The sequence below is a fragment of the Haladaptatus pallidirubidus genome (genome assembly GCF_020700235.1).
GTDB lineage: Archaea > Halobacteriota > Halobacteria > Halobacteriales > Haladaptataceae > Haladaptatus > Haladaptatus pallidirubidus.
Genome location: NZ_CP085301.1, coordinates 538,328 through 563,074, shown reverse-complemented (window position 1 = coordinate 563,074; position 24,747 = coordinate 538,328). Strand labels below are relative to the sequence as shown.

The window sequence follows — 24,747 nt, the reverse complement described above, 5'->3', positions numbered from 1 at the left end:
CGATTCGGTCGCTTTAATTACCGTTCGCCTTCTCGATGGCCTTTTCGAGGGTGTTCATCTGCTTTTCTTTCTGCGAATCGTCGAGCGGCACGTATCCGACGCTGTCCGCCACGATTTCCTTGTTCGTCGTGTTCTCGACCCAGAATTTTGCGAACTCGGCGACGTGGTCTTCGCTCAGCGCCGACTGCGCCGGATAGGTGAACAGCGGTCGCGAAAGCGGCTTGTACTCGCCCGATTTTGCGGTTTCGAGCGACGGTTTGACGCAGCCGTTGCCGTTGTCGATGCCGAGCGCTTTTACCTCGTCTTTCGATTTGCTGTAGTAGGAAAATCCGAGGTAGCCGAGCGCGTATTTGCTCTCTTTGACCCCGCCGATGATACTTTGGTCGTCTTCGCTCGCCTGATGGTCCATCCGGTGTTCGTTGTCCTCGCCGACGACCGTCTCGTGCATGTAGTCGAGCGTCCCGGAGGCCTCCGTCGGCCCGTAGAGCTGAATCTTCTCGTCCGGCCAGTCGGAGTTCACGTCGCTCCAGTTGGTGACCTTGCCGTTTCCACCCTGCCAAATCTGTTTGAGTTCGTCGACGGTCATGCAGTCGACGAAGTCGTTGTCGTTGTTGACGATGACCGTGAGCGCGTCCGTTGCCACTTGAAGTTCGACGGGCGTAACGCCGTTGTTTTCACAGGACGTTACCTCTTCCTCCTGAATCGGTCGGGAAGCGTTGTTGAACTCCGTCTGCCCCGGACAAAAGTGGTTCGCGAAGCCGCCACCACTTCCGGTCGAACTCACGTCGATGCTCACATTTTCGTGTTCTTTGAGGAACTCCTCTCGCATCGCCTGCGCCAGTGGAAACACCGTCGAACTACCGGAGATGCTAATCGAACCGCTCAGTCCACCGCCACCGCCGGAATTTCCGGAACCGCCTCCCGCCGCGGGATTTTTCGTGCAACCCGCGAGCGCGATTACTCCTAATGCACCTGCTCCCGCGAGGAACGTCCGCCGCGAAACGCCGTCTGACGACTTACCTGACATCATCAAATTCGAAGGACAGAACGTAATAATACGTTGCTATTATTTCTATATACTTCTACGTATGGTATTGTTCTGCGTTTGGTCATATGTGTCATCCGTTGTTTACACGGAGCTAACTATCCCATATCGCGAGGTTCGAGCGATACACTCCGATTTGTTCGACGTATTTATCTTCTAATTTTCTGGCTTTAAATTGCCAATATTTCCATGATTATCGCCCATCTGAACGATAACCATACTATCCGCGTTGATAGTGGTTTTCTCGAATTAGTATATAGAGATAGGTGGATTTATAGTCCGCTCGAACCCATACGAACGTATGGAGACGCGCAAGGTGCAGGTCACCGGCGGTTCGACGTACACCGTTTCGCTCCCGAAAACGTGGGCAACCGACAACGGCATCGAAGCCGGAAGCGTCGTCGAATTTTACCCGGAATCGGATTCGCTACTCCTCACCCCGAAGGACGAACGAGACCAATTGGAAGGAACGCTCGACATCAGAGACCTTCGGGACGAAGAACTGAATCGCGCGGTCATGACGATGTACGTGAGCGGGTTCGACATCATCACGCTCGAATCCAGTCGTATCACGACCGAACAGCGCAGAACCATCAGCTCCGCGACGCAAGGACTCGTCGGCCTCGAAGTGTTGGAAGAAACCGGCAATAAGGTCGTTATTCAAGACCTTCTCGACTCCTCCGAACTGTCGATTCACAACGCGGTCACGCGCATGCGACTCATCGCGCTATCGATGCTGGACGATGCCATCACCGCCCTCGCCGAGAACGACGAGGATATCGCGCGCGACGTTATCACCCGCGACGAGGACGTTGATCGACTCTGGTACGTCGTCTCCCGCATCTTCCGGGCCGCACTTCGCACGGCGAAAGCGACCGAGGAACTCGGCATGTCCCGCGAGGTGTGTTTCGACTACCACTCGAGCGCGCGGCAACTCGAACGCATCGCCGACCACGCCGCAAAAATCGGTCGACTCACGCTTCAGATGTCGTCGGCACCGCCTGAGGAGGTGATGGACAGTCTCGAAGAACTCCACGACGACGCCACCGACGTTATCGCCACTGCGATGGACGCCCTCTTTTCCGCCGACAGCGACGAAGCGACCAAACTCGCAAACGAGGCTCGACAGGCGATTTTGGAAATCGACGAACACGCGCGCTCCATCGACAAGCTGCTCCGCGAACAAGACCCACAGCAAGCACAGTCGCTCGGACTCGTCGTCGACTCCCTCTCGCGCTGTGCCGACTACGGCGGCAACATCGCCGAGACAGCGCTCCAGAAAGCCGCACCGCGTCCGTAAAAACGAACGTTCAACTCCGTTTCTGCCCTTCTACAAACCACCCTTCCCCTTGTTAGCGCAGTCGCTCTCGGAATTCGGAATCGTCGAATCGAAAACGGAAGATTCGATTATTCGTCGTCGACGAGGACGGCGTTGACCTGTCCGGTCTGGCCCGGTCGGGAGGTCACGCGCGCTTTGCCTTCGGTCGTGACGATGACCGCACCCTTCGTGATGATGTTTCGGCGGGCGTAGTTCGGGTTCGCGCCGTTTTCGAGCACGTCCTGAATCGTCGCGCTGGCGGTTTCGTCGCCCGTCGTTACGTTGGCGGCGTCGGTCGTGAGCGCGCGAATTTTCGCGTTGCGGCCGCGAGCGTCCGTAGTGCGGAAGCGTGGTTCGCCGACCTGCGTTTCGGTTGGCTGGTTACCGAGTTCGTACTTCTTTTTCTTCCGGAGAGGCTTTAGTCGGCCACCGGTTCGCTTTCGCGTGGAGCGTCCTTGGTCTTTCATATCGTGAGGGTCGCCCACGAAATACTTCAATGGCTCGATTCGTAGTTCGACATCGGCAGATTTAGGCCACCACATCCAGTTCCGCTTGACCATGAGTTTGCGGATAGCTGTCGCCGCGCCGTTCCAACAGAACGGGCGCGAGCGGATGCGAGAAAGCGAATTCGTCGTCGCGCTGTCACTCGACCGGGACTGGTTTTCCCCCGACCAAGCGAAGCGCCTCGTCGACGTCGCCAGCGGACAGGGACTCCTCTCGCGGGAGGACGAAACGCTCGTCGCGGAGTTCGACCCCACCGACATCGAGATTCCCGACGAGTTCCAACCGGAGGAGAGCCTGTTACAGGAGCAATCGACGTTCGAGAAGGTGCTGGATAAACTGGTCGCACACGGGACGACCAAACAGACCGCGGTCGCGGAAATCAACGAGCTACAACAGGACGCGGGCATTTCGGTCGAAGCCGCCGCAATCGTCTACGCGCGCCGGAACGGTATCGACGTGAGCAGCGAGGCGGACGAAGCACTCGAAGATCTCAAAGCGTAAACCCGCGCTTCGCCAAAGCCGGATATGGTCGAGGACAGAACCACCGACGGCGTGCGCATCGCACAACTCCTCTCCTCCGAACTCGACGGGCGCGAAGACCCGCCGCTCGATTCGCTCGCCGTGGTGAACGCGAACCGCGACGCGGAACCGACCGAAGACGGGACGCTGGCTTACGAAGTCGAACGGAATGGCGAACGGGTGGCGAGCGTGTTCGTTCACCCCGATCGGATTCGGATGGAACTCACCGACGGCATCGAATCGGCCGAGAGAACCGCCCGCGAAGCAGATCTGCTGGTTCGACCGAAAGCGGTTGAGCCGCCCCGCGTTCTGATATTCGTGGAGCAGGGCGCGCACGTCAAACGCGCCGTCGACGCCCTGATTGCCGGACTGGACGCCAGTTAGACGGTTAGAACGAGGAAAGCAGGTCGGGAAGCCTCAACACGAGTTCGTCGCGGTCGATGTAGGCGTCGGCCGCCGGTTCGGGTTCGGGGCCGTCGGGATACAGCACCTGTATGGTCATCATCCCTGCGTCGTTCGCGCCCAGAACGTCCATCTCGGGATCGTCGCCGACGTAGACGGCTTCTTCCGGCGGCGTTTCGAGTTCGGTACAGAGCGCGCCGAACGCCCGACTGTCGGGTTTGCCAGCGTCGAGTTCGCCCGTGACGATGGTCGTATCGAAGTACGGTTCCCAGCCGAGTTGGGTGATTTTCCCGCGCTGGGCGACCACTGGACCGTTCGTCAGCAGTCCGACGCGATACTGTTCCCGGAGCGTATCGAGCAGACCAGGAACGCCGGTCAGCGGCGTGAGCGCGTCGAGAATCGCGTTCCGATAGGCTTCCGTGAGCGTCTCGGAGGAAATTTCGCTCCCTTCGGGAAGCAGATCCTCGAAAATCGGCTCCCGCGTTTCGGTCGCGAGATGCTGACTGTGGGCGTTGAGATAATCATCGCGCGAGAGCGCCGGAGCGCTCACCGCTTCCGCCGCGTCCGAGAGAAGCGTCGCTCGCGATTGGTCGGTTACCGCAAGCGTGTCATCGAGGTCAAAGCCCACAGCGGTCACGCGCATTTGATACGTCTACGACGCGAGTGCTCTTTATCAGTTCGATACATCCATGACCCACCGCGAAAAGTTCGGAGTATGAACTTCTTCGACCGCCTCGGGGAACGAATTTCCGCCATCGACAGCATCGTCTCCGTCGGACTCGACGCCGACCTCGACAGAATCCCCGACCATCTTCACGAGCACGACCTGCCTCGCTGGGCGTTCAACCGCCGAATTATCGACGCGACGCACGAACACGCCGCAGCGTACAAGCCAAACGTCGCGTTCTACGAGGACAGGAACGGGTGGAGGGCGCTCGAAGAAACCATCGCGTACGCGCACGGAAAGGACGTACCGGTTCTGCTGGACGCGAAGCGCGGCGACATCGGTAACACGGCCCGGAAGTACGCGAACCTGCTCGATATGGCCGACGCGATTACGGTCAATCCGTACATGGGCCGCGACTCCCTCGACCCGTTCCTCTCGCGCGAGGACAAGGGCGTGTTCGTCCTCTGTCGTACCTCGAACCCCGGCGGAACGGACATCCAAGATCTCGAATTGGCCTCCGGCGAGTCGTTGTACGAGTGGGTCGCCTCGCTCGCAGACCTCTGGAACGCGAACGGAAACGTCGGATTGGTGGTTGGCGCGACGACGCCCGACGAACTGGAAGACGTCCGCGAGCGCGTCCCCGACCTCCCGTTCCTCGTCCCCGGCGTCGGGGCGCAGGGCGGCGACGCGGAGGCGGCGGCGACCTGCGCCACCGCGCGCGATGCCGGACTGGTCAACTCCTCGCGGGGAATCATCTTCGCGGGCGAGGACGCTGGCGAGGAATTCCACAAAGTTTCCGGACAGTCCGCAAAACGACTGAAAACGCAGTTGAATCAGTACCGGTAGAGCGGCCGAAATCGGCCTTCTCTCCGTCGGCTACAACTGGTGCGTTTCGTCGTCGGTGTCCGGCGGTCGAATATCCTCGCTTCCCGGCCCCTCCGGTGTCCGTTTTCCGCCTCCGCCGCCGCCGATTTCCGCCGTGCACTCGACGCAGAAACCGGTGTCACGATTCCAGTCGTCGTCGCAGACGAGGGCACCACAGCGGTCGCAGTCGTGCGTCGCTTTCGCCGTCTCACAGATTTGACACAGACCAGTGACGCTCATGTCTCCCCGTTTATCGCCGACGGCTATCAGTCTGTGGGCGGCGAGAGGCTTAACACCCATCCTCCCGTAGCGTAGAACGTGCTCAGGTCGCGCCTCCTGCTCGGTCTTTCCGCGGTTTTCGCCGGCATTACGGTTTCGCTCACCATCCTCGGGTTCTGGTACAACCTCTTTCTCGTCGTTTTCGCGATACCGTTCGGCGTCACGACAGCTATCCTCTGGTACCACGCGACGGGCCGACTTCATAAAAAAGTCGAACGCGAGGCTGCCTACCGCGACTCGAATCGTGGGTTCGGGTCGACGCGGACCGCGGGCCGAGAGCGGACGCGACAGCGAACTCGTAGCCAGTCGCGCGCGCGAACTCGCGCGCGCAGTCGTGAACAAGCGCAGTGGGACGCGCGCGAGGGCAACCGCAGACGGGCGACTGTCAACGGTTCGTCCGGGCCGAGTCCGGCGGAGGCCTACCGAATCCTCGGTCTCGATGTCGGTGCTGACGACGAGGCAGTTCGGGAGGCGTACCGCGAGAAGGTGAAAGACGTTCACCCGGACCGGGCCAACGGAAACGAAGAAGCGTTCAAGCGCGTCAATCGAGCGTACGAACGGGTTCGAAGCGACCGATGAGTCTCAGTTACGGCGCCGATTATCAGTCGCGGTACTGACGGACGAATTTATTACAGTCGGTTCATAACACTTCACTTAGTAACTCATGCCGACACTATCGATCCCGGCTATCGATGACCAAATAGCCTGAAACATGCGATTTCGAGTAATGGGCACTAAATACTGTCAGATGTGTGTCTATCGATGAAAAGTGTCACAAAACATGCCACATTGTTCGTTGTGGTTCTCCTCTGTTCGGCCATTGTCGCTCCGATTCTCTCTAGCGGCGTCGTCAACGGAAAGAGCGCGACGTTCGAGGACGCGACAGTTAGCGACCACCGCGGTGACGTTATCGAGATAACGGTGAGCACGAACGAGGCCGCAACGGTCAACATCGGCTCGAAGGCGAACGGATTTTGGGTGCAGGCGAACGTGACGAAAGGAACGACGACCCTCGCGGTTAACACCTACCGGGCAGACGAAAACGACTCGGTTTCGCTGGTCAAGGGGAGTCTCAAAGGAACCCCGAACGCCATCATTCTGTCGAAAACCGGCCCGCTCCAAACCGGAGAGTACGAGATGAACGTCACGGTCGATGGAGTCAGACAGGACGTGGGGACGTTCACCGTGAAAGAGCGCGAAACGCGCGACGCACGCACGATGGTTCTCCCGGCCGCCGCGGATCCCTCGGCGTTCGAATCGGCGGACGACCCGGCGGCCGACCTTCGAGAGGCCGCGTCGATGACCGACGACAACGGAACGATTGCGAGCGGCGACCAGTTCGTCTTCGCGCTCAACGCGTCCGGACTCGGCGGCTTCGTCGAAAACGCGAATCTGGCTGGCGGTGCCGAGGACGTCTCCGTCACGTTCCGAGAGTCCAACAACGGCCGGAACACGACGCCGAAGGAGTTCGACGGCGAGGATGTGACCGAAGGCGAACCGGAACGGCTCCTTCTGGACGAGGAAACGGATACGCTCTACCTGATTGCCGACACGTCGAGTCACGACATCGAAGTCGGCGAGGAGTACGACGTGACGTTCGAAATCGGCGCGGACAACCCGATGGTTACGGAATCCGAAATCGCTGAAACGAGTCTCTCCGTAGTCGAACGCCGGGTGTCCGTCGATTACACCGGCAACGTGATGGTCGTGGCGAACGAGACGGCCATCGGCGGCGACACGACGCTCGCACCGGGGACGACCATCAACGTGAGCGTGTTCGACAAAGGGACGAATCCATTCATCTGGCACGCAGACCCCGCGCCGGTCGTCACGGAAAACCGAACGTTCGGCGCGACGTTCGATTTCAGCGAACTCGCGTCGGGCACCGAGTTCATGATCGAACTCCGCGACCAGGAAATGGAGATTCGCGGAATCGTGGCACCGACGCTCGAACCAGAAGAGCCCGAAACGACGACCACCACGACAACGACAACTACCACGACGACTACGACGACCACGGTCGCCCCGCCAACGCCGATTTCGACCGAACAGCCGATTACCGCGCAAACCGTCTCGGAGGGTGGTCTGCCCGGATTCAACGTAACCGTCGCGCTCGTGGCGTTTCTCGCCACCGCGCTCCTCGTCGTCCGGCGCTCGCGATGAACATGTCCGATAGATTTTATACGATGACTGAGGATAAACGCACGAACCAACCGTCCCCGAACCCACATAGACCATGATACGCCAAATGGAACAAACCCCGTTTGCCGAATTCGTCGCCGCCCTCTGGACCAAACAGGGCTGGCAAACACAGGTGACGACGAAAAAAAGAAAAATCGTTCGTCACGCTTCAGAAAGAGGGCGCAGAGGGGTTAATTTGGGCGCGACCGGCGACGGGTGACGCTGTCAGCGGCAAGGAACTCCAGCAGTTCGTCATGCTCTGCAAGCAGTACGGCGTCGGCGAGGGCGCGGTCGTCACGCCGGGTATGTTCTCCGAGGACGCGGAAAAGATCGGCGCGAAGGCGGGCGTGCAGTTAGTCGATGGCGAGAAGCTACGAACCATCATCGAGGCGCGCGAACTCCACGACCTCGTCAACAAGTTCACCGATGGTGGGGAGAGAGGGGCCGAAACGAACGATTCCGACGAAGGCGGCTTCTCGCTTCCCGTTTCGCTTCCGGATTCACTGCTCGTCAAACCGAAACTCGTGGTGGGCGTCGTCGTCCTTCTCCTCGGACTCGTCGGGACGACCACGGTCGCCCCGATGATTATCGGAACCGGAGGGCAGGTCGAAACGCAAGACTGGAACGTGACAGCGCAATCCACGGTCGCGAACAACTCCACCGACTCGCTGACCGTGCAGTGGAACGCAAAGCGTCTCTCGGAACTCAACCCGGAATCCGGCGACCCCGGCATCTACAAACCGGGCGAAGGCAAACAGTTCCTTCTCGTCACGATGAACGTCACGAACGAGGGTAACGACTCGGTCGGTCTCAAACCGGGGGACTTCGGCGTTCGCTCGAACGGCACGCTCCACGGCTATCAACCGCTGGAAAACGTGACCGACTTCAGTCCGATGGTCATCGAAGGGGGACAGACGAAAACCTTTAGAACGCTGGTTTCGATCGACGCCGCCGACGCGACCCTCGTCGTAAGCGATCGAGCGAAACACGGAGGGGTTTCCATCAAATTCGAGAAGGACTCGAATTTAGCTGTCGAAAAGTAAATAGTAGTTGAGAAATCGCTACATTTGATCGCTGCTGAGGGTTCTGTAATGCGGGCAAACCTTTTGACCGACCGTCCCTAACTCGCGCTCATGAGCGCTGACCGCGCCGCCTTACAGCGCGCTCTCGACCGGGGAGAGCAGGAAGGCGGTAGCGTAGAGTTCAAGGAACGACTGACGAGGGAAATCCACCTTGCCGAGGGGCGAATGGAGAGTCTGGCCGCGCAGTTACGCCATCGCGTCCTCTCCGGGGACGGCGAAGCGACGTACGTGGTCGGCGTCACGGACGACGGCGGACTGGCGGGCATCAGTCCCGACCTCTTTTCCGAGTCGATGGACGTTCTTTCGTTCCTCGCGGAGGAGGCTGGCGCGCACATCGAGGACGTACAGACGTGGGGAATCGACGCCACTGAAACGAGTACGCGCGCCTCGGCGCGAAACGGGAGCGGCGGAATCGTGGGCGTCGCCACCATCCGCGAAGGTGCCGTCCTCGAAACGGACAGCGAACACATCGTCGTCGGAACCGCGGGACACGTCGACCACGGAAAAAGTACGCTCGTCGGCAGTCTCGTCACCGGTCAGTCGGACGATGGCGAAGGCGGAACCCGAGGGTATCTGGACGTGCAACCGCACGAGGTTCAGCGCGGACTCAGCGCCGACCTTTCCTACGCGGTGTACGGCTTCGACGAGGACGGCCCGGTTCACATGGACAACCCGCACCGAAAATCCGACCGGGCGCGAATCGTAGAGGAGAGTGACCGACTCGTTTCGTTCGTCGATACCGTCGGCCACGAGCCGTGGCTTCGAACGACGATTCGCGGCCTCGTCGGGCAGAAACTCGATTATGGCCTCCTGACCGTCGCCGCGGACGACGGCCCGACGAAGACGACGCGCGAACACCTCGGTATCCTGTTGGCCACCGAACTGCCGACCATCGTCGCCATCACGAAAACCGACGTGGTTGGCGAGGAACGCGCCATGGAAGTCGAACGGGAAGTCGAGCAATTGCTCCGCGAAGTCGGCAAAACGCCGCTCCGGGTCGAACGCCACGGCGTCGAAGTCGCCATCGAGGAGGTGAACAAAAACGTCGTTCCCGTCCTGTTGACCAGCGCGGTCACGATGGAGGGGTTAGACGCCTTGGACACGATGTTCGAGCAGTTGCCGAAAACGACCGCCGACAGCGGCGAGTTCCGGATGTACATCGACCGCAGTTACAGCGTAACGGGCGTCGGCCCGGTCGCCAGCGGCACGATAAATTCGGGGGAGGTGGAAGCGGGCGACAACCTCCTCCTCGGTCCGATGCCGGACGGGGAGTTCCGAGAGGTGGAGGTTCGCTCCATCGAGATGCACTACCACCGCGTCGATGAAGCAAAGGCGGGTAGAATCGTCGGCATCGCGCTGAAAGGAGTTCGAGAGGCGGATATCGAACGCGGCATGGTTCTGGTTCCGCCGGAGACGAAACCGAACGCGGTCTGGGAGTTCGACGCCGAAGTGATGGTGTTGAACCATCCGACCAAAATCGGCACCGGCTACGAACCCGTCGTTCACCTCGAAACGGTGAGCGAAACCGCCGTCTTCGAACCCGAGGGAGGCCGACTCCTACCCGGAGACAAGGGGAGGACGAACGTCCGGTTCAAATTCCGACCCTACCTCGTAGAGGAGGGCCAACGATTCGTCTTCCGCGAGGGGCAGAGCAAAGGCGTCGGCACCGTCACCGACGTACTGCCAGTCGAGTAGGTTTATTTCCCCCACGCTCGCAGTTTCACCCATGTCGAAACTGCGAGTCGATGCGACCACCGTCACGAAGGCGTTCACCGCGCTTCTCTTCTTGGTCGCACTCGTTTCCGTCGTCGGGTTGGTTTCCGAACGGAGCGTTGGAGGACTGTTGGAAGGCCTTTCTCTCCTGTATCTCGTCGTCGTCCTCATTATCGGCGTCTTCCGCGATATTACGCAGACATCGCGGTGGCGGGCAGCCTTTTTCGGCGGCATCGTCGTCTGGTCGATGACAAACTACTTTTTCGCCGGAGGCGACCAGGTCTCTCTGCTGCTGGGCGTGGCGGGGTCGGTGATGCTCGTCCAACTCGGCTATCAGCACTTGCAGGCCGACCAGTGAGCCGGATACGGAGCGTTTTCTTCAGTCTGCGAGATACGTTCTGTAGTACGCACCGCCGACCCCAACGGCGACGGAGAACATTCCGATAACTCCCATTCGAGTCGGATTCGGGGCGAAGATGTCGATAACGAACCAGCTCATGATGCCGAAGATGGCCACGTATAGGGCGAACAACAATACCTTCGGTATGCCCATACGTAAAAATATGATTCAGATATGGTATACATTTTCTGTTAGCGATTTCGGACGATATTTGCTCGAACTACGCCCGCCGATAGTCGCCATCCGACTGCTCTGCCAACCCTAACAAAACCGCCCAATCGAGCACGTTTCCGACCCGCTCGCGCCACACTTCCTCCACTCTGCTCGGGTCTTTGTGGCGCTCCCACGTCGGGATCTCCTCGCGGAACTTCTCGAACACGGCCCGCTTTCGGAGCGGACCGTGTTCGTCCAGCACTGACAGAACAGTCGAAACGCCGTACACCCGCGACCGAAACGATTCGGCCAGTTCGTCCCGGTTGGGGTCGCGACGCAGTCGAGCGAACCCCGACCGCGTCTCCTCGGCCAGCTCGAGCGCCCGGAGGAAGGTGAGCCACGTCCGGGCCACGTCCCGACTCTGAAAGCCGAGTCGGTCCATCAGACGGGCACAGCAGTCGTCCTCCGTTCCGGGAACCAGCGGAACCGCTCTCTGTGCGTCCATCACGAAATCCAACTCCTCGGGCGCTTCGGGAACGAGTTTGAATTTCACAGTTCGAAACTGTCGGCCAGCAGGTCGTGGTTCGTCTCGCCGAAGACGTGCGTCGGGCCGTTTACGACGTCCACCGTGACTTGTGCCGGGGCGAAGACGCTCTCCGGAACCGCGCCGAAATCCCAGTCTGCGTCGTCGAAGAATGTCTGGAACGTCGTGCCGTACTCGTCGCTCGCGGTGGATGGGAGTTCGTCGAATCTCTCGAACTCCTCGCGGACGGTGAGATGCACTCGGCCGCCGTAGGCGAGCGCGTCGTTCGTTCGCCCGATGGCGGTCGCTTCGTCGTAACTGACCGGCGCGACGGGGGCTGACCCTCTCGCGGAAAGGATGTCGAGCGGGTCGTATCCGAGTTCGCTGAGTCGAAAGACGGCGAGTTCGGCGGCGCGCGAGGCGACGCTGACGCTTCCGGCGATGCTCCCCGTGGCGAACGTCGGGAGGAACACAGCGTTCGGTTCGACGCCCGCGAGGTCGGCGACGTGCTCCGCGACTTTCTCGTCCGGAAGTTCGTCGGATTCGACGGCGAGGACGGCGAACTCGAACGAGTCGGCATAGCCGACGCGCCGGTATTCGTCCTCTTCTGCGACCAGCGCGCGCGCGGGACCGCTTCCGAGTCCGTCGAACTCTTCGACGGTGAGTTCCCATCCCGCTTTCTGCGAACAGAGAAGAGCGAGTGCGGGTTGGTCGGTCGAAAGCTCGACGGAGGGGAACGGTGCCCCAGCGACGTCGTCCATCTGAGTCTGTACCGTGGCTAATCCGGCTGTCTGGAGTTCAGCGAGGAGGAGACCGGCCTCCGTTCCGCCGTCCGCTTCGATGCCGAAATCGAGGACGGTCGCCTCGTTGTCCAGTTCGTAGGCGGCGACGTTCAGTTCGCCCGCGAAGTCGATGGCCTCGTCCACGAGTTCGAGAGCCATTCGATTGAGACTGTCCATGCCACGGAGTTGGTCGTCGGCCGGTAAACCGTTTATCGGTTCACCGCCCGTCCGTTCGATAGCTACGAATCGTTCTCCGATTCCGCAAAACTCGTGATGGTGATACTGATGTGGGTCGGGCGAATCGAAATACTCCCGGTGCTCGTGCTGCTCACTCGCCTACTGGCGAACCTGAGGGCGGACGAACGCGCCCCACGGCCGGACGTGGCAGACGACCGAACGTAGCTTACACTCACCGGTCGCGTTTCGCTTCTCGGCCCAGCACGTCCTCGACAGCATCGACTTTTTCGTGTGCGCGCTGGTCGCTCGTGCGCTTATCGTCGATTTTTAACACCGTGCTCACCCGGTCGCCATCGACCGCTTCGTGGGCGGCCTGCGCCGCGGCGAACAGTTCGTCAATCGAGTCGGCTTCGATGACGGTTCCCATCGGGTTCGTCTCGTAGGAAACGTCGAACTCGTCCAGCGCCGCCACCGCCTTTGCGACTTCGTCCGCCATGCTGTCCTCGGTGACCGGCGCGACCGAAAGGAGCGCGATAACTGTCATACGTTCTCCATCGGTCTTTGGCTACCTAAGCGTGGCTGCTCCATGTCAGCACACTCATGATTACCGCGTCGGCGCCGTTCCTCGCCGAGACCGCTGTGGTCGCTCGCCGTGGTTCCGCCCTGTCTCCCCTCCCGTCCTCCCTTCAGGCTCTTCGCCCGCCGGTTGAATCGGTTCCCGATGGAGATGCGCTTCGAGGAACCAGAGGTACTGGTCCACTTCGCGGGAGAGTTCGGTGAGCAGGTCGGCAGTGCCTTGGTCGTTGTGTGCCTCCGCGGCGTCGATTTCCGCGCAGGTTCGCGGCGTGAATCGACACGTCGTTCGCCAACGTCTCGACGTACTGCGGGCCGACGACGATATCGGTTCGAATCTCCGGAATGCGTGAGTTCGCGGACGCCATTCGAACCGTTCCCGCGCTTCGCCGCCGAGTGCGGTCGCCCGTTCGACGAGTCCGTCGCCGTGTTCGAACAGCACCTCGGCGAAGTCGTCGAACAGTTGGTGCAGTGCGTAAAATTGCATTCCTTTTACGTTCCAGTGTGCGCGTACTTCGTCTGGGTCAGCAGGTCGGTCGTATCCGCGGGTTCCTGATTCAACAGTTCCACGAGCGCCCGCCTGTCCTCGTCCGAAACACGGTTCTGCGTGAAAAACATCCGACCGATCCGTTCATCGGATCGATTCTCGCGGCGATTCGATTTGCTCTTCGGTCGGTTTTCTGGTCGGTTCATTCTCCCCTCCTCGTGCTCTGGACGGCGGATTCCGGCAGAAGGATTTCGGCGGGAGAACCGACTCGTCACTCCTCGAACGCTTCGCGTAGCGCCTCTCCCGCCCGGTCGAGCGCGTCGTCCGCTCGCTCGACGTCGGGGAACGGGTCGTCCAATTGCCGCATGTTGAGGAAGTCGTGAATCATCCCGTTGTAGTTCGCGTGTTCAATAGAAACGCCAGCGTCGCTCAATCGGCTTGCGTATGCGGCTCCTTCGTCGCGCAGCGGGTCGTAGCCCGCGGTCAATACGAACGCCGGCGGCAGTCCCGACAAATCGCGACCGAGGAGCGGCGAGGCGCGCACGTTGCTTCCGTCCACGTCCTCCCGCAGGTAGTGGTTCCAGAACCAGATCATGAGCGGTCGGGAGAGGAAATAACCCGAACCGTTCTGGCTGTACGATTTGGTTCCGTAGTCGTGGTTCGTCACCGGATAGGCGAGCAGTTGGAAGTCGATTTCCGGCGCGCCGAGTTCCTTGTCCCGTGCCATCTGTGCGACGATTGCGGCGAGATTACCGCCCGCGCTCTCCCCGCCGACGGCCAACTTGTCGGGGTTCGCACCGATTTCTTCGGCGTGCGTTGCCGTCCACTTCGTCGCTTCGTAGGCGTCCTCGACAGCCGCTGGGAACGGATTCTCCGGCGCTTTCCGATATTCGACCGAAACGACAACACAGTCGCCGCGATTTGCGAGCGACCGCGCGACCGAATCGTGGGTGTCGAGATTACCAAGCACCCACCCCCCGCCGTGGAAGTAGACGAGCGCGGGACGCGGGCCGTCCCCCTCGGGCGTGTAGATTCGAACCGGGATGTTCTTTCCGAACTCGCCGATAGTGCTGTCTTCGACCGACGCGACGGACTCCGGTTCTGCCTCCGGCGTGAACGCGTCGGTGTGTAGGGCGCGGGCCTGTTCCACACTCAACGTCTCAACTTGCGGAACGCCCTCCGATTCGAGCGTTTCGAGGAACGATTTTGCGTCCGGATCGAGTTGGTCGGCGCGCTTCGCGGTTATCTCGGGTTCGGGGTTTTCGGATGCCATGGCTTTCCCAAAGGCGAGTCGCGGGGGACGTAGGTAAGCGTGATTGCCGACGCTCGGCCGTCCGACTACACTTCCTTTCGACCGCTCAACTCTCCAGGAACGAGACGAAAGTGGCGGAACGTCTTCTGGCGGTTGGTCGAAAATATCACTTCTGGTCGTTACGCGGGCGTGCGACTGGTCTAACTTCAAACCCAGTACGCATTTTGCTCACCGCCGACTCGCTTCGCTCGTCGTCGTGAGTTCCCAAAAATGCGCTGGCTGGGATTTGAACCCAGGTTGTGACCATGGCAAGGTCACGTGATACCACTACACTACCAGCGCGCAGCGTTGCGTTCCGCGACAGTACAATCTTGCTACGGCTGGGTATAAATGTATTACGCACGCGAGGTGGCGAGAGCAAACCGATGACGGATTAGTTCAATCTAATATCCTTTAATCATTGCCTGCGCGTGGGCGAGCGCACGCAATGCAGCGCTCGCCCGTTGTTCACCGTAAAAGCGTGTAGACTGTGGTCCTCAGTAAAAGCGTGCAGACTGTGGTTCATCGCTCGGAATTGACTCTCTCACCGCCGACTCGCTTCGCTCGTCGTCGTGAGTTCCCAAAAATGCGCTGGCTGGGATTTGAACCCAGGTTGTGACCATGGCAAGGTCACGTGATACCACTACACTACCAGCGCAGTGCTGCGTCCACTTCCCCGTATTCCCGACTACAGTATAAGACTTGCGAGTCGGGGCGACCTTCGCGTGGGAATCACTCCCTCATGTCTCTTGATTCGAAGGGTTTCAGGCGTGTGAATACGTCACGCTCCCAAATCGGAAGCGTCACCCTTTTAACCGTCACTACGAAAATTTCGCTACAGTCTAGTGATGAGGCGTCGAAGCGTCACGGCATGAGCGTCACCATACTCGTGCCGTCGTCCCTCGTCCGGGAAGCCGAAGACAAACGCGAGGCAACTCGCAAAATCGGCTACGTCGCCCGCGCGGCGACCATCTTCCGGGCAGATAATCTTATCGTCTTCCCCGATTCGGAAGGCGAGCGAAAATGGGGCGGCGGATTCGTCGAGACCGTACTCCGGTACGCCGCTACACCACCGTACCTCCGAAAGGAGGCATTCGGGAAGCGCGACGAGTTGGAGTATGTGGGCGTCCTGCCGCCGCTCCGCGCACCATCGCAGACCGGCTCCGAATCCGACGATTCGGGGTCGTTAAGACAGGGAATCGTGACCGAGGTCGGACCTGAAGGGCGCGTCCGGGTCAATTGCGGATTGCAACACCCGATTTCGCTCGTCGTTCCGTCAGAAATGACGGTCGGCGAGGGGGAGCGCGTTACCGTCAGGATCTCTTCGAGAAGACCGGTTCGTGCGAAGCTCGTGGACGCTCCGCAGTCGGGCTACACAGTGATGCGCACGAACCTCTCGGCGGCCCTCGACCGCGACGATGCTGGCGTCCGAATCGCCACGTCCCGCTTCGGAGAATCGCTCTCCGTGGCGCGGCTCGACGAAATCGTTGCGCAAACCGAACGCGACGGCATGTCCGTCGCGTTCGGCTCGCCCGGTCGGGGGCTGCCGGAGATACTCGGGGTCGAACCCGAGCGTATCTCCGCGGTCGAATCCGGCGTACCAGCCCGGTTCGACCTCTGGCTGAATACGGTTCCGAATCAAGGCAGCGAGGTAATACGAACCGAAGAAGCGATGTTCGCCTCCCTCGCCTGCCTCAACCTCAACAGCGAGTGATACGATGCCACAAACAAGCAGACCACGAAAAGGTTCGCTGGGCTTCGGCCCCCGTAAGCGTGCAACTAGCGAGGTTCCGCGCTTCAAATCATGGCCCGACAGCGACGGTCAACCGTCGCTACAGGGCTTTGCGGGCTACAAGGCAGGAATGACCCACGTGGTGATGGTCAACGACGAGGCAAACTCCCCCCGCGAAGGGATGGAGGAAACCGTGCCCGTCACCATCGTCGAGACGCCCCCAATGCGGGCCGTCGCTCTCCGAGCCTACGAAGACACGCCGTACGGGAAGAAGCCGCTGACGGAAGTGTGGGGTAGCGAGTTCCACGACGAACTCGACCGCACGCTCAACGTGCCGGAAAACCACGACGCCGACGCCGCGGAGGACGAACTCCGCAGCGCCATCGAGACAGGCGACGTGGCAGACCTCCGGGTCATCACCCACACCGTCCCGAGCGAGCTGAAGAACGTACCGAAGAAACGACCGGACGTCATGGAAACGCGCGTCGGCGGCGGCTCCCTCACGGAGCGCGCCGACTTCGCGCTCGACGTACTCGCGGACGGCGGGGAACACGGCATCACTGACGTGTTCCGCGCGGGCGAGTACCTCGACATCGGTGGCGTTACGAAAGGAAAAGGAACGCAGGGTCCCGTCAAGCGATGGGGCGTCCAGAAGCGGAAGGGCAAACACGCCCGCCAAGGCTGGAGACGCCGCATCGGTAACCTCGGCCCGTGGAATCCGTCGCGCGTTCGATCGACGGTTCCGCAGCTTGGTCAGATGGGCTACCACCAGCGCACCGAACTCAACAAGCGCCTCATCTCCCTCGGCGACGACGACGAAGCCTCGGTCAACGGCGGATTCGTCAACTACGGCGAGGTCGATGGCCAGTACGCGCTCATCAAGGGTTCGGTTCCGGGGCCGAACAAACGCCTCGTGCGCTTCCGCCCTGCGATTCGACCGACTGACCAACCGCGCCTCGATCCCGAGGTGCGCTACGTAAGCACGGAGTCTAACCAGGGATAACCCATGCAGGCAACAGTACGTGACCTGAATGGCGAGGAGGCTGACACGGTTGACCTTCCGGACGTGTTCGACACGACCGTCCGAACGGACCTCATCAAGCGTGCAGTGCTCGCCGCACAGGCAAACCGGAAACAAGACTACGGCACCGACCCGCACGCCGGAATGCGGACCTCCGCCGAGTCGCCGGGCAGTGGCCGCGGTATGGCTCACGTCCCGCGAACGAACGGACGGGCCGCTCGCGTTCCATTCACCGTGGGCGGGCGTGTCGCACACCCGCCGAAGGCGGAGAAAGATCGAACGCGTTCAATCAACAAGAAGGAACGAAAGCAGGCCATCCGAAGCGCCATCGCGGCGACGACGGATACAGAGCGCGTCTCCGAGCGCGGACACCGCTTCGACGAGGATACCGAACTGCCGCTCGTCGTGAGCGACGAGTTCGAAGATCTCGTCAAAACGAAGGAAGTCGTTTCCTTCCTCGAAGCGGTCGGCATCGACGCCGACATCACGCGCGCGGAAGAAAACAAGTCGATTCGCGCAGGTCGCGGGACGACCCGTGGCCGCAAGTACAAGACGCCAAAGTCGATTCTGTTCGTCACCAGCGAAGAACCATCGCGCGCGGCGCGCAACCTCGCTGGCGCTGACGTTGCGACGGCGCGCGAGGTCAACGCCGAAGACCTCGCCCCCGGGACGCAGGCAGGACGACTGACCGTCTGGACCGAGAGTGCACTCGAAGAGGTGGCTGACCGATGAGCGTCATCGAATATCCGTGGGTCACCGAGAAGGCGATGAACGAGATGGACTTCGACAACAAGCTCCAATTCATCGTTTCGCTCGACGCCACGAAGCCTGAAATTCGAGACGAAGTCGAAGAGCGCTACGAAGTCACCATCGAGAAAATCAACACCCAGGTAACGATGAAGGGTAAAAAGAAGGCGACTGTCGCGCTGTCGGACGACGACGACGCGCAGGACGTCGCCTCCCGAATCGGGGTGTTCTAACAATGGGACGAAGGATTCAGGGACAGCGACGTGGTCGCGGTGGACCGACCTTCCGCGCACCGTCGCACCGATACAAAGCTGAACTGAGCCACAAACAGACCGAGGACAGCGACATGGTCACCGGCACGGTCGTCGGCATCGAACACGACCCTGCTCGCAGTGCTCCGGTCGCGGCCATCGAATTCGACGATGGCGACCAGCGACTCGTCCTCGCGCCGGAAGGAGTCGGCGTGGGCGAGGAGATTCAGGTCGGCGTTTCCGCCGAAATCAAGCCGGGCAACACGCTCCCGCTCGCCGAAATCCCGGAAGGGGTTCCGGTGTGCAACGTTGAGCGCCAGCCCGGTGACGGCGGGAAGTTCGCGCGCGCCTCCGGCGTCAGCGCGGACCTCATCACGCACGACCGTGAGGCCGCAGTCGTCGAACTCCCGAGCGGCGAAATGAAGCGCTTGTCGCCTGATTGCCGCGCCACCATCGGCGTCGTCGCCGGTGGCGGCCGGACGGAGAAACCGATGGTTAAGGCCGGTAACAAACATCACAAGATGAAAGCTCGCGGCACGAAGTGGCCGAACGTGCGTGGTGTGGCGATGAACGCCGTAGACCACCCGTTCGGTGGCGGTGGCCGCCAGCACCCCGGCCGACCGAAAAGCGTTTCGCGGGACGCCCCGCCGGGACGAAAGGTCGGAGACATCGCGTCCAAACGAACTGGACGTGGAGGTAACAAATGAGCGGAAACGAATACCGAACCGGACGCGAGGGTGAGTTCACCTATCGCGGCTACGACCTGGACGAACTGCAGGACATGAGCCTGGAGGAAGTCGCAGAACTGCTCCCCGCACGCAAGCGGCGAAGCATCCTTCGCGGGTTGACCGTCGAGCAGGAGAAGCTGCTCGAAAAGGCCCGGAACAAAACCGAGGAAGAATCGGCGAACAGCCCGATTCGGACGCACCTGCGCGACATGCCGGTGCTTCCATCGTTCGTTGGCAAGACGTTCTCCGTCTACAACGGCAGTGAGTTCGAACGTGTCCGCATCGAGCCGGAGATGTTGGGCCACTACCTCGGCGAGTTCCAGTTGACCCGCAACTCCGTCGAACACGGACAAGCGGGCATCGGTGCGACCCGTTCCTCGAAGTTCGTGCCACTCAAATAAACCATGGGAATCAGCTACAGCGTCGATGCCGACCCGGACACCACTGCGAAAGGGATGCTCCGGGAGCGGCATATGAGCCACAAGCACAGCAAGGCGATTGCCCGCGAAATCAAGGGCAAAACTGCCGAGGACGCGAAAGCGTACCTCCAGCAGGTCGTGAACGAGGAGCAGTCGGTGCCGTTTAAGCAGCACAACAGCGGCGTCGGCCATCGCTCGGATATCGACGGCTGGGACGCAGGTCGTTACCCTGAGAAGGCGAGCAAGGCGTTCATCGAACTCCTCGACAACGTCACCGCCAACGCGGATGCGCAGGGCTTCGACGGCGAGTCGATGAAAATCATGCACGTCGCCGCCCACAAGGTCGGCGAAGTGCAGGGCCGGAAGCCGCGCGCATTCGGCCGCGCAAGCGCCTGGAACACCCCTGAAGTGGATGTTGAACTCATCCTAGAGGAGATTGAAGAATAATGGCAGACGAACATCAATTCATCCAAGATGGGCTTCAGCGCTCGCAGATAGACGAGTTCTTCTCGGAAGAACTCGGCCGCGCGGGCTACGGCGGCATGGACGTCGCCAAGACGCCGATGGGGACCCAAATCGTCCTCAAGGCCGAAAAGCCCGGTATGGTTATCGGAAAAGGCGGGAAGAACATCCGGAAAATCACCCGAGAACTCGGTGAGCGGTTCAACCTCGACGACCCGCAGATCGACGTTCAAGAGGTCGACGAACCGGATCTGAACGCCCGAATCGTCGCCGACCGACTGGCCAACGCGCTCGAACGCGGTTGGTACTTCCGGAAGGCGGGTCACACGACCATCGACCGAATCATGGATTCCGGCGCGCTCGGTGCCGAAATCGTCCTGTCCGGAAAAGTCACGGGCGCACGTTCGCGCGTGGAGAAGTTCAACCGTGGCTACATCAAGCACAACGGCGAACCCGCACAGGAAATCGTCGACCACGGTCAGGGCGTCGCAGTGATGAAACTCGGCACCATCGGCGTGGATGTCAAAATCATCCCGCCGGGAGCCAACCTGCCCGACGACTTCCACATCGAGGAGGATGCGAACCCGGAAGAACTCGTTCCGGAAGCGGTTGAGGTCAACGAGCAAGCGGCCCTCATCGAGGAACCCGACGAGGAAACGCTCGAAGAACTCGAAGCCGACGACGAGGAATCGCCAGAGCCCGGCGAGACCGAGGTTGACGAAGAGATCGTCGAAGAGGTCATCGAGGAAGAGTCGGCGGAGGCAGAGGACTCCGAATCCGAGTCCGTCGAGGAGGAACTCGACGAGCTCGAAGAGGAAGTCGAAGCCGAAGCCGAAGAACTGCTCGAAGAAATGGAAGACGAGGAGAGTGAAGAATAATGGCTATTCTTCACACCGGAGAAATCCGCGACATGACGCCTGCCGAGCGAGAAGCAGAGCTCGAAGAACTCGAGACGGAACTGCTCAACTCGAAGGCTGTCAAGGCCGCGGGTGGTGCGCCCGAGAACCCGGGTCGCATCAAGGAGCTTCGCCGAACCATCGCTCGAATCAAGACGATTCAGCAAGAAGAAGGCGACCTCGAATAAGATGCCACTGACACCCGAGACGCTCACGAAACACGAACTCGCCGGTCTGCCCGTGCGGGTCGTTTCGGCCACGAATCCCGCCCTCGAAGGTATCGAGGGTCGGGTCGTCTCCGAAACGATGCGCACGCTTACCGTCGAGTCCGCGTCTCGGTCGTGGCAGGTACCAAAGCAGGGTACGAGATTCGAGTTCAGACTCACAGATGAAGCCGCCGTTTCCTGCGAAGGAACGGGGACTCCGTCCAAACGGGAGTCGGAAACTGCCGGAGGAAACTCCGGTCAGTCTGGCTCTTTCTCCGAGCCACGCTCGGAGGCTCGTCGGAACGATTCCGACGGTGGCGAGGGCGGAGCCTACGTTACGGTGGATGGAGTCACGCTGCTCTCACGACCCGCATTGCGTACCGAAACTGGAGGTAATTCGAAATGGCGTTAGGATTGAACGTACCAGAACCGGAGGAGACCTGCTCCGACGAGGACTGCCCGTTCCACGGAACCCTTTCCGTGCGCGGACAGATTCTCGAAGGAGAGGTCGCCTCCACCGACATGGAAAAGACCGTCGTCGTCGAGCGAGAGTACGACGTTACAGTGCCGAAATACGATCGGCAGATGAAACGTCGCTCCCGCGTTCCGGCCCACGCGCCGGAGTGCCTGGCTCTCGAAGTCGGCGACACGGTTCGTATCGCAGAAACCCGACCGCTCTCGAAGACGAAATCACACGTCGTCGTCGAGACCGTGGCAGACGATGTCACGGACGGAGGTGACAACTAATGGAAGCGCTGAAAGCTGACGTGACGCAGGGCGTCGAGAAAGGCTCCCTGATCAACTGCGCCGACAACACCGGCGCACGCGAGCTGAAAGTTATCAGCGTCTCCGGCTACCACGGCACGAAGAGCCGACACCCGAAGGCTGGCATCGGTGACAAAATCACCGTGTCCGTCACGAAGGGGACGCCCGAGATGCGGCGTCAGGTGCTGGAGGCCGTCATCATTCGACAGCGCAAATCCATCCGCCGTCCGGACGGCACGCGAGTCAAATTCGAAGACAACGCGGCCGTCGTTATCGACGACGTCGAAGAGCCGCGAGGGACCGAGATTAAGGGTCCCATCGCGCAGGAAGTCGCCGAGCGGTTCGGAAGTATTGCAAGCACAGCTACGATGATAGTATGACTCGACAACCACGCAAACAGCGAAACCAGACCGAACGCGCCTCGCTTCACCAGCGACACCAGCAGGTCAAAGCGACGCTGTCCGACGACCTCCGCGAGGAGTACGGTCAGCGAAGCGTCCGCGTCAACGCGGGCGACACGGTCGAGATCATGCGCGGCGATTTCGCCGGCGAAGAGGGCGAAGTGCTCGAAGTGGATATGAAAGACGCGGTCATCCACGTCGAGGAAATCACCCTCGAAAAAGCAGACGGCGAGGACGTTCCGCGTCCGCTCGACACGAGCAACGTTCGCGTGACCGACCTCAACCTCGAAGACGACCGCCGCGAGGCGCGTCTGGAAGGTGATACCGAATGAGCAACCATCAGAAACGACTCTCCGTTCCGAACTCCTGGCCGGTCGAGCGAAAGACCGCCACGTTCACCGTGAAGGCCGGCGCCGGCCCGCACGGACGTGACGGCGTCCCGCTCCTCATCATTCTGCGGGACGTGCTGGGCTACGCGAACTCGAAGAAGGAAGCCCGCTACGCGCTCAACCAGGATTCCGTTCTCGTGAACGGCGAGGCGATCAGCGACGAACAGCGACCCATCGGAATGTTCGACATCATCGCGTTCACCGAACGCGAAGAGTACTACCGCGTCTTCCCCGACGAAGGTGGACGCCTCGCGCTGACCCCCATCGACGCAGATGCGGCGGACGGCCGACTGGCGAAAATCGAGGACAAGACGCAGGTCACCGGTGGCGAAACGCAACTCAACCTCCACGACGGAAGCAATCTCCGCGTGGATGACGCCGACGAATACAGCACGAAAGACTCCATCGTCGTGGGAACCGAGGAGAAGGAAATTCTCGTTCACTTCCCATACGAGGAAGGCTGTCTCGTCACCGCCGTCCGCGGTCAGCACGCGGGCGAAATCGGTAAAGTCACCGACATCACGGTGACGCCCGGAAGCGGATCGAACACTGTCACCGTCGAAGGTGACGACACCACGTTCGAAACCGTCGAGGAATACCTCGTCGTCATCGACGAGAATTTCACGGGCGGTTCGGACTCGTCCGAAGTACAGCAGACTTCGTCTACGGGTGATGACGAATGAGCGAAGCCGAATTCCACGAGATGCGAGAGCCGAAAGTGGAGAAAGTCGTCGTCCACATGGGCGTCGGTGAAGGTGGTCGAGAACTCGCCAACGCCGAGGAAATCTTAGAGGACGTGACCGAGCAAGAGAGCGTCCGTACGCTGGCGAAGTCCACGATGCCGGACTTCGGCATCCGTCAGGGCGACCCAATCGGTGCGAAGGTCACGCTCCGCGGCGAGACCGCACACGAGTTCCTCGATACCGCACTGTCGCTTTCCAGTCTCTCGAAATCACAGTTCGACGAGACGGGGAACTTCAGTTTCGGTGTCGACGAACACACCGAGTTCCCGAGCCAGGAGTACGACCCGAACGTCGGAATCTACGGGCTTGACGTGACCGTCAACCTCGTTCGACCGGGCTACCGCGTCGCAAAGCGCGACAAGGTGTCCCGCCAGATTCCGTCGAACCACCGACTGACGGCCGAGGACGCGACGGCGTTCCTCGAAGCCAACTTCGACGTTGAGGTGGACGAATGAGCGAAAGTGAGAACGACGCGACCGGCGAGCAGACGGCCAAGCGCACTGGACAACTCGAAACGTGCCAGCGCTGCGGTCGAAAGCAAGGCTTGGTCGGAAAATACGACATCAATCTGTGTCGCCAGTGCTTCCGCGAGATTGCACGCGACATGGGATTCAAGAAGTACCGATAACTATGGCAGGAAACGACCCACTCAGCAACGCACTCTCCGGCGTGGACAACGCCGAAAGTGTCGGTCATCTGTCCCACACGGTACAGCCCGCCTCGAACGAGATTGGCAGCGTACTCGAGGTCTTTTACGACCACGGGTACATCGACGGCTTCGAGTTCGTCGACGACGGTAAAGCCGGTCGCTTCGAGGTCGAACTAAAAGGCGCAATCAACGAATGTGGCGCGGTCAAGCCCCGGTACTCCGCGGGCAAAGACGATTTCGAGAAATGGGAGAAACGATTCCTCCCGGCCCAAGATTACGGGTCGCTCGTCGTCACGACCAGCCACGGCGTCATGAGCCACTACGAGGCCCGCGATCAGGGAATCGGTGGCCAAGTCATCGCCTACGTCTACTAGAACC

General features: G+C 60.7%; 37 protein-coding genes, 2 tRNA genes and 1 pseudogene. 27 read left to right on the top strand and 13 right to left on the bottom strand.

Going from position 1 to position 24,747, the window contains the following annotated elements:
* Positions 1–13: 13 nt before the first annotated feature.
* A complete protein-coding gene (locus LIX15_RS03270; protein WP_345410689.1) occupies positions 14–1,027 on the bottom strand; it encodes a phosphate ABC transporter substrate-binding protein PstS family protein in 1,014 nt (337 codons plus the stop codon).
* Positions 1,028–1,346: 319 nt separating this feature from the next.
* Between LIX15_RS03270 and LIX15_RS03265 the strand changes: the two genes are divergently transcribed.
* A complete protein-coding gene (locus tag LIX15_RS03265; protein ID WP_227776079.1) occupies positions 1,347–2,345 on the top strand; it encodes a phosphate signaling complex PhoU family protein in 999 nt (332 codons plus the stop codon).
* A gap of 107 nt (positions 2,346–2,452) precedes the next feature.
* Here LIX15_RS03265 and LIX15_RS03260 read toward each other — a convergent pair whose 3' ends face one another.
* Positions 2,453–2,830, bottom strand: coding sequence for a 30S ribosomal protein S8e (locus LIX15_RS03260; RefSeq protein WP_227776078.1), 378 nt, complete (start codon positions 2,828–2,830; stop codon positions 2,453–2,455).
* Between the two features lie 91 nt (positions 2,831–2,921).
* On the opposite strand from LIX15_RS03260, the gene LIX15_RS03255 reads away from it, so the two are divergent.
* Together LIX15_RS03255 and LIX15_RS03250 are read left to right on the top strand one after the other, a co-directional pair.
* Positions 2,922–3,368, top strand: a complete 447-nt coding sequence (locus tag LIX15_RS03255; protein WP_227776077.1) for a DUF2240 family protein — start codon at positions 2,922–2,924, stop codon at positions 3,366–3,368.
* 24 nt (positions 3,369–3,392) lie between these two features.
* Positions 3,393–3,770 (top strand): DUF7993 family protein, encoded by a 378-nt coding sequence (locus LIX15_RS03250; protein ID WP_227776076.1) that lies wholly within the window; start codon positions 3,393–3,395, stop codon positions 3,768–3,770.
* Positions 3,771–3,774: 4 nt separating this feature from the next.
* On the opposite strand, the gene LIX15_RS03245 is transcribed toward LIX15_RS03250, so the two are convergent.
* A complete protein-coding gene (locus tag LIX15_RS03245; RefSeq protein ID WP_227776075.1) occupies positions 3,775–4,431 on the bottom strand; it encodes an HAD family hydrolase in 657 nt (218 codons plus the stop codon).
* Positions 4,432–4,503: 72 nt separating this feature from the next.
* Between LIX15_RS03245 and pyrF the strand changes: the two genes are divergently transcribed.
* Positions 4,504–5,301: an orotidine-5'-phosphate decarboxylase gene (gene pyrF, locus LIX15_RS03240; RefSeq protein WP_227776074.1), complete on the top strand. Its 798-nt coding sequence runs from the start codon at positions 4,504–4,506 to the stop codon at positions 5,299–5,301.
* Positions 5,302–5,331: 30 nt separating this feature from the next.
* Here the strand turns inward: pyrF and LIX15_RS03235 are convergent, their stop codons facing one another.
* Complete coding sequence (locus LIX15_RS03235; RefSeq protein ID WP_227776073.1) at positions 5,332–5,559, bottom strand: hypothetical protein; 228 nt, start codon at positions 5,557–5,559, stop codon at positions 5,332–5,334.
* A gap of 78 nt (positions 5,560–5,637) precedes the next feature.
* On the opposite strand from LIX15_RS03235, the gene LIX15_RS03230 reads away from it, so the two are divergent.
* From LIX15_RS03230 to LIX15_RS03210, 5 genes are all read left to right on the top strand, one after another.
* Positions 5,638–6,177, top strand: a complete 540-nt coding sequence (locus LIX15_RS03230) for a J domain-containing protein (protein WP_227776072.1) — start codon at positions 5,638–5,640, stop codon at positions 6,175–6,177.
* Positions 6,178–6,360: 183 nt separating this feature from the next.
* Positions 6,361–7,761: a BGTF surface domain-containing protein gene (locus LIX15_RS03225; protein WP_227776071.1), complete on the top strand. Its 1,401-nt coding sequence runs from the start codon at positions 6,361–6,363 to the stop codon at positions 7,759–7,761.
* Between the two features lie 272 nt (positions 7,762–8,033).
* Entirely contained in the window at positions 8,034–8,822 is a 789-nt protein-coding gene (locus LIX15_RS03220; RefSeq protein ID WP_265338404.1) for a hypothetical protein, read from the top strand.
* A 90-nt stretch (positions 8,823–8,912) separates the two neighbouring features.
* Positions 8,913–10,556 (top strand): GTPBP1 family GTP-binding protein, encoded by a 1,644-nt coding sequence (locus tag LIX15_RS03215; RefSeq protein WP_227776070.1) that lies wholly within the window; start codon positions 8,913–8,915, stop codon positions 10,554–10,556.
* Between the two features lie 31 nt (positions 10,557–10,587).
* Positions 10,588–10,932: a hypothetical protein gene (locus LIX15_RS03210; protein WP_227776069.1), complete on the top strand. Its 345-nt coding sequence runs from the start codon at positions 10,588–10,590 to the stop codon at positions 10,930–10,932.
* A 21-nt stretch (positions 10,933–10,953) separates the two neighbouring features.
* On the opposite strand, the gene LIX15_RS03205 is transcribed toward LIX15_RS03210, so the two are convergent.
* From LIX15_RS03205 to mch, 3 genes are all read right to left on the bottom strand, one after another.
* Entirely contained in the window at positions 10,954–11,127 is a 174-nt protein-coding gene (locus LIX15_RS03205; RefSeq protein ID WP_227776068.1) for a hypothetical protein, read from the bottom strand.
* Between the two features lie 67 nt (positions 11,128–11,194).
* Positions 11,195–11,680, bottom strand: a complete 486-nt coding sequence (locus tag LIX15_RS03200) for a double winged helix-containing putative transcriptional regulator (RefSeq protein WP_227776067.1) — start codon at positions 11,678–11,680, stop codon at positions 11,195–11,197.
* Complete coding sequence (mch, locus tag LIX15_RS03195) at positions 11,677–12,609, bottom strand: methenyltetrahydromethanopterin cyclohydrolase (protein ID WP_227776066.1); 933 nt, start codon at positions 12,607–12,609, stop codon at positions 11,677–11,679. Before mch ends, LIX15_RS03200 begins: the two co-directional genes overlap by 4 nt.
* A gap of 45 nt (positions 12,610–12,654) precedes the next feature.
* Here mch and LIX15_RS33115 point away from each other — a divergent pair.
* Positions 12,655–12,784 (top strand): annotated as a pseudogene (locus LIX15_RS33115) (potassium transporter TrkG); the annotation flags it as partial.
* Positions 12,785–12,841: 57 nt separating this feature from the next.
* Here the strand turns inward: LIX15_RS33115 and LIX15_RS03185 are convergent.
* The 6 genes from LIX15_RS03185 to LIX15_RS03160 all read right to left on the bottom strand — a co-directional run bounded on the left by LIX15_RS03185 (position 12,842) and on the right by LIX15_RS03160 (position 15,618).
* Complete coding sequence (locus tag LIX15_RS03185; RefSeq protein WP_227776064.1) at positions 12,842–13,153, bottom strand: MTH1187 family thiamine-binding protein; 312 nt, start codon at positions 13,151–13,153, stop codon at positions 12,842–12,844.
* 60 nt (positions 13,154–13,213) lie between these two features.
* Positions 13,214–13,669, bottom strand: coding sequence for a ferritin family protein (locus tag LIX15_RS03180; protein ID WP_265338402.1), 456 nt, complete (start codon positions 13,667–13,669; stop codon positions 13,214–13,216).
* 5 nt (positions 13,670–13,674) lie between these two features.
* Positions 13,675–13,875 carry a ferritin family protein gene (locus tag LIX15_RS03175; protein WP_227776063.1) on the bottom strand — a complete coding sequence of 67 codons (201 nt, stop codon included), beginning with the start codon at positions 13,873–13,875 and terminating at the stop codon, positions 13,675–13,677.
* A gap of 65 nt (positions 13,876–13,940) precedes the next feature.
* The gene (gene lipP1, locus LIX15_RS03170; RefSeq protein WP_227776062.1) at positions 13,941–14,942 is read right to left on the bottom strand and encodes a LipP1 family hormone-sensitive lipase; all 1,002 of its coding nucleotides are present in this window, start codon (positions 14,940–14,942) and stop codon (positions 13,941–13,943) included.
* 250 nt (positions 14,943–15,192) lie between these two features.
* Positions 15,193–15,263, bottom strand: a tRNA-Gly gene (locus LIX15_RS03165).
* A gap of 284 nt (positions 15,264–15,547) precedes the next feature.
* Positions 15,548–15,618, bottom strand: a tRNA-Gly gene (locus LIX15_RS03160).
* A 213-nt stretch (positions 15,619–15,831) separates the two neighbouring features.
* Between LIX15_RS03160 and LIX15_RS03155 the strand changes: the two genes are divergently transcribed.
* The 17 genes from LIX15_RS03155 to LIX15_RS03075 are packed head-to-tail and all read left to right on the top strand — an operon-like array spanning position 15,832 to position 24,743.
* Entirely contained in the window at positions 15,832–16,674 is an 843-nt protein-coding gene (locus LIX15_RS03155; protein ID WP_227776061.1) for a putative RNA uridine N3 methyltransferase, read from the top strand.
* Positions 16,675–16,678: 4 nt separating this feature from the next.
* A complete protein-coding gene (locus LIX15_RS03150) occupies positions 16,679–17,695 on the top strand; it encodes a 50S ribosomal protein L3 (protein ID WP_227776060.1) in 1,017 nt (338 codons plus the stop codon).
* A 3-nt stretch (positions 17,696–17,698) separates the two neighbouring features.
* Entirely contained in the window at positions 17,699–18,445 is a 747-nt protein-coding gene (rpl4p, locus tag LIX15_RS03145) for a 50S ribosomal protein L4 (protein WP_227776059.1), read from the top strand.
* Positions 18,442–18,693 carry a 50S ribosomal protein L23 gene (locus LIX15_RS03140; RefSeq protein WP_076430012.1) on the top strand — a complete coding sequence of 84 codons (252 nt, stop codon included), beginning with the start codon at positions 18,442–18,444 and terminating at the stop codon, positions 18,691–18,693. The genes rpl4p and LIX15_RS03140 overlap by 4 nt, the downstream gene beginning before the upstream one ends.
* A gap of 2 nt (positions 18,694–18,695) precedes the next feature.
* On the top strand, positions 18,696–19,418 hold the full coding sequence (locus tag LIX15_RS03135; protein ID WP_227776058.1) for a 50S ribosomal protein L2: 723 nt from the start codon (positions 18,696–18,698) through the stop codon (positions 19,416–19,418).
* Complete coding sequence (locus LIX15_RS03130; RefSeq protein ID WP_227776057.1) at positions 19,415–19,840, top strand: 30S ribosomal protein S19; 426 nt, start codon at positions 19,415–19,417, stop codon at positions 19,838–19,840. The genes LIX15_RS03135 and LIX15_RS03130 overlap by 4 nt, the downstream gene beginning before the upstream one ends.
* Positions 19,841–19,843: 3 nt before the next feature.
* The gene (locus LIX15_RS03125; RefSeq protein ID WP_227776056.1) at positions 19,844–20,305 is read left to right on the top strand and encodes a 50S ribosomal protein L22; all 462 of its coding nucleotides are present in this window, start codon (positions 19,844–19,846) and stop codon (positions 20,303–20,305) included.
* Positions 20,305–21,198, top strand: a complete 894-nt coding sequence (locus tag LIX15_RS03120; RefSeq protein ID WP_227776055.1) for a 30S ribosomal protein S3 — start codon at positions 20,305–20,307, stop codon at positions 21,196–21,198. The genes LIX15_RS03125 and LIX15_RS03120 overlap by 1 nt, the downstream gene beginning before the upstream one ends.
* Positions 21,198–21,404 (top strand): 50S ribosomal protein L29, encoded by a 207-nt coding sequence (gene rpmC, locus LIX15_RS03115; protein ID WP_227776054.1) that lies wholly within the window; start codon positions 21,198–21,200, stop codon positions 21,402–21,404. Before LIX15_RS03120 ends, rpmC begins: the two co-directional genes overlap by 1 nt.
* 1 nt (position 21,405) lies before the next feature.
* Positions 21,406–21,834: a ribonuclease P protein component 1 gene (locus LIX15_RS03110; RefSeq protein ID WP_227776053.1), complete on the top strand. Its 429-nt coding sequence runs from the start codon at positions 21,406–21,408 to the stop codon at positions 21,832–21,834.
* Complete coding sequence (locus LIX15_RS03105; RefSeq protein WP_227776052.1) at positions 21,825–22,169, top strand: 30S ribosomal protein S17; 345 nt, start codon at positions 21,825–21,827, stop codon at positions 22,167–22,169. The genes LIX15_RS03110 and LIX15_RS03105 overlap by 10 nt, the downstream gene beginning before the upstream one ends.
* Complete coding sequence (locus LIX15_RS03100) at positions 22,169–22,567, top strand: 50S ribosomal protein L14 (RefSeq protein ID WP_227776051.1); 399 nt, start codon at positions 22,169–22,171, stop codon at positions 22,565–22,567. Before LIX15_RS03105 ends, LIX15_RS03100 begins: the two co-directional genes overlap by 1 nt.
* Entirely contained in the window at positions 22,564–22,920 is a 357-nt protein-coding gene (gene rplX / locus LIX15_RS03095) for a 50S ribosomal protein L24 (protein ID WP_227776050.1), read from the top strand. Before LIX15_RS03100 ends, rplX begins: the two co-directional genes overlap by 4 nt.
* Positions 22,917–23,660, top strand: coding sequence for a 30S ribosomal protein S4e (locus LIX15_RS03090; RefSeq protein WP_227776049.1), 744 nt, complete (start codon positions 22,917–22,919; stop codon positions 23,658–23,660). Before rplX ends, LIX15_RS03090 begins: the two co-directional genes overlap by 4 nt.
* The gene (locus tag LIX15_RS03085; RefSeq protein ID WP_227776048.1) at positions 23,657–24,175 is read left to right on the top strand and encodes a 50S ribosomal protein L5; all 519 of its coding nucleotides are present in this window, start codon (positions 23,657–23,659) and stop codon (positions 24,173–24,175) included. The genes LIX15_RS03090 and LIX15_RS03085 overlap by 4 nt, the downstream gene beginning before the upstream one ends.
* A complete protein-coding gene (locus LIX15_RS03080; protein ID WP_227776047.1) occupies positions 24,172–24,348 on the top strand; it encodes a 30S ribosomal protein S14 in 177 nt (58 codons plus the stop codon). Before LIX15_RS03085 ends, LIX15_RS03080 begins: the two co-directional genes overlap by 4 nt.
* 2 nt (positions 24,349–24,350) lie before the next feature.
* Positions 24,351–24,743, top strand: a complete 393-nt coding sequence (locus LIX15_RS03075; protein WP_227776046.1) for a 30S ribosomal protein S8 — start codon at positions 24,351–24,353, stop codon at positions 24,741–24,743.
* The last annotated feature ends 4 nt before the right edge of the window (positions 24,744–24,747 follow it).

Coding starts and splice junctions, on each gene's coding strand:
- LIX15_RS03140 (WP_076430012.1), top strand. CDS start 18,442: ATGAGCGTCATCGAATATCCGTGGGTCACCGAGAAGGCGATGAACGAG.
- LIX15_RS03210 (WP_227776069.1), top strand. CDS start 10,588: ATGTCGAAACTGCGAGTCGATGCGACCACCGTCACGAAGGCGTTCACC.
- LIX15_RS03235 (WP_227776073.1), bottom strand. CDS start 5,559: ATGAGCGTCACTGGTCTGTGTCAAATCTGTGAGACGGCGAAAGCGACG.
- mch (WP_227776066.1), bottom strand. CDS start 12,609: ATGGACAGTCTCAATCGAATGGCTCTCGAACTCGTGGACGAGGCCATC.
- LIX15_RS03225 (WP_227776071.1), top strand. CDS start 6,361: ATGAAAAGTGTCACAAAACATGCCACATTGTTCGTTGTGGTTCTCCTC.
- LIX15_RS03270 (WP_345410689.1), bottom strand. CDS start 1,027: ATGTCAGGTAAGTCGTCAGACGGCGTTTCGCGGCGGACGTTCCTCGCG.
- LIX15_RS03130 (WP_227776057.1), top strand. CDS start 19,415: ATGAGCGGAAACGAATACCGAACCGGACGCGAGGGTGAGTTCACCTAT.
- LIX15_RS03100 (WP_227776051.1), top strand. CDS start 22,169: ATGGAAGCGCTGAAAGCTGACGTGACGCAGGGCGTCGAGAAAGGCTCC.
- LIX15_RS03205 (WP_227776068.1), bottom strand. CDS start 11,127: ATGGGCATACCGAAGGTATTGTTGTTCGCCCTATACGTGGCCATCTTC.
- lipP1 (WP_227776062.1), bottom strand. CDS start 14,942: ATGGCATCCGAAAACCCCGAACCCGAGATAACCGCGAAGCGCGCCGAC.
- pyrF (WP_227776074.1), top strand. CDS start 4,504: ATGAACTTCTTCGACCGCCTCGGGGAACGAATTTCCGCCATCGACAGC.
- LIX15_RS03105 (WP_227776052.1), top strand. CDS start 21,825: ATGGCGTTAGGATTGAACGTACCAGAACCGGAGGAGACCTGCTCCGAC.
- LIX15_RS03215 (WP_227776070.1), top strand. CDS start 8,913: ATGAGCGCTGACCGCGCCGCCTTACAGCGCGCTCTCGACCGGGGAGAG.
- LIX15_RS03075 (WP_227776046.1), top strand. CDS start 24,351: ATGGCAGGAAACGACCCACTCAGCAACGCACTCTCCGGCGTGGACAAC.
- rplX (WP_227776050.1), top strand. CDS start 22,564: ATGACTCGACAACCACGCAAACAGCGAAACCAGACCGAACGCGCCTCG.
- rpmC (WP_227776054.1), top strand. CDS start 21,198: ATGGCTATTCTTCACACCGGAGAAATCCGCGACATGACGCCTGCCGAG.
- LIX15_RS03150 (WP_227776060.1), top strand. CDS start 16,679: ATGCCACAAACAAGCAGACCACGAAAAGGTTCGCTGGGCTTCGGCCCC.
- LIX15_RS03090 (WP_227776049.1), top strand. CDS start 22,917: ATGAGCAACCATCAGAAACGACTCTCCGTTCCGAACTCCTGGCCGGTC.
- LIX15_RS03185 (WP_227776064.1), bottom strand. CDS start 13,153: ATGACAGTTATCGCGCTCCTTTCGGTCGCGCCGGTCACCGAGGACAGC.
- LIX15_RS03180 (WP_265338402.1), bottom strand. CDS start 13,669: ATGCAATTTTACGCACTGCACCAACTGTTCGACGACTTCGCCGAGGTG.
- rpl4p (WP_227776059.1), top strand. CDS start 17,699: ATGCAGGCAACAGTACGTGACCTGAATGGCGAGGAGGCTGACACGGTT.
- LIX15_RS03135 (WP_227776058.1), top strand. CDS start 18,696: ATGGGACGAAGGATTCAGGGACAGCGACGTGGTCGCGGTGGACCGACC.
- LIX15_RS03250 (WP_227776076.1), top strand. CDS start 3,393: ATGGTCGAGGACAGAACCACCGACGGCGTGCGCATCGCACAACTCCTC.
- LIX15_RS03080 (WP_227776047.1), top strand. CDS start 24,172: ATGAGCGAAAGTGAGAACGACGCGACCGGCGAGCAGACGGCCAAGCGC.
- LIX15_RS03110 (WP_227776053.1), top strand. CDS start 21,406: ATGCCACTGACACCCGAGACGCTCACGAAACACGAACTCGCCGGTCTG.
- LIX15_RS03265 (WP_227776079.1), top strand. CDS start 1,347: ATGGAGACGCGCAAGGTGCAGGTCACCGGCGGTTCGACGTACACCGTT.
- LIX15_RS03220 (WP_265338404.1), top strand. CDS start 8,034: ATGCTCTGCAAGCAGTACGGCGTCGGCGAGGGCGCGGTCGTCACGCCG.
- LIX15_RS03255 (WP_227776077.1), top strand. CDS start 2,922: ATGAGTTTGCGGATAGCTGTCGCCGCGCCGTTCCAACAGAACGGGCGC.
- LIX15_RS03085 (WP_227776048.1), top strand. CDS start 23,657: ATGAGCGAAGCCGAATTCCACGAGATGCGAGAGCCGAAAGTGGAGAAA.
- LIX15_RS03245 (WP_227776075.1), bottom strand. CDS start 4,431: ATGCGCGTGACCGCTGTGGGCTTTGACCTCGATGACACGCTTGCGGTA.
- LIX15_RS03155 (WP_227776061.1), top strand. CDS start 15,832: ATGAGCGTCACCATACTCGTGCCGTCGTCCCTCGTCCGGGAAGCCGAA.
- LIX15_RS03125 (WP_227776056.1), top strand. CDS start 19,844: ATGGGAATCAGCTACAGCGTCGATGCCGACCCGGACACCACTGCGAAA.
- LIX15_RS03175 (WP_227776063.1), bottom strand. CDS start 13,875: ATGAACCGACCAGAAAACCGACCGAAGAGCAAATCGAATCGCCGCGAG.
- LIX15_RS03260 (WP_227776078.1), bottom strand. CDS start 2,830: ATGAAAGACCAAGGACGCTCCACGCGAAAGCGAACCGGTGGCCGACTA.
- LIX15_RS03120 (WP_227776055.1), top strand. CDS start 20,305: ATGGCAGACGAACATCAATTCATCCAAGATGGGCTTCAGCGCTCGCAG.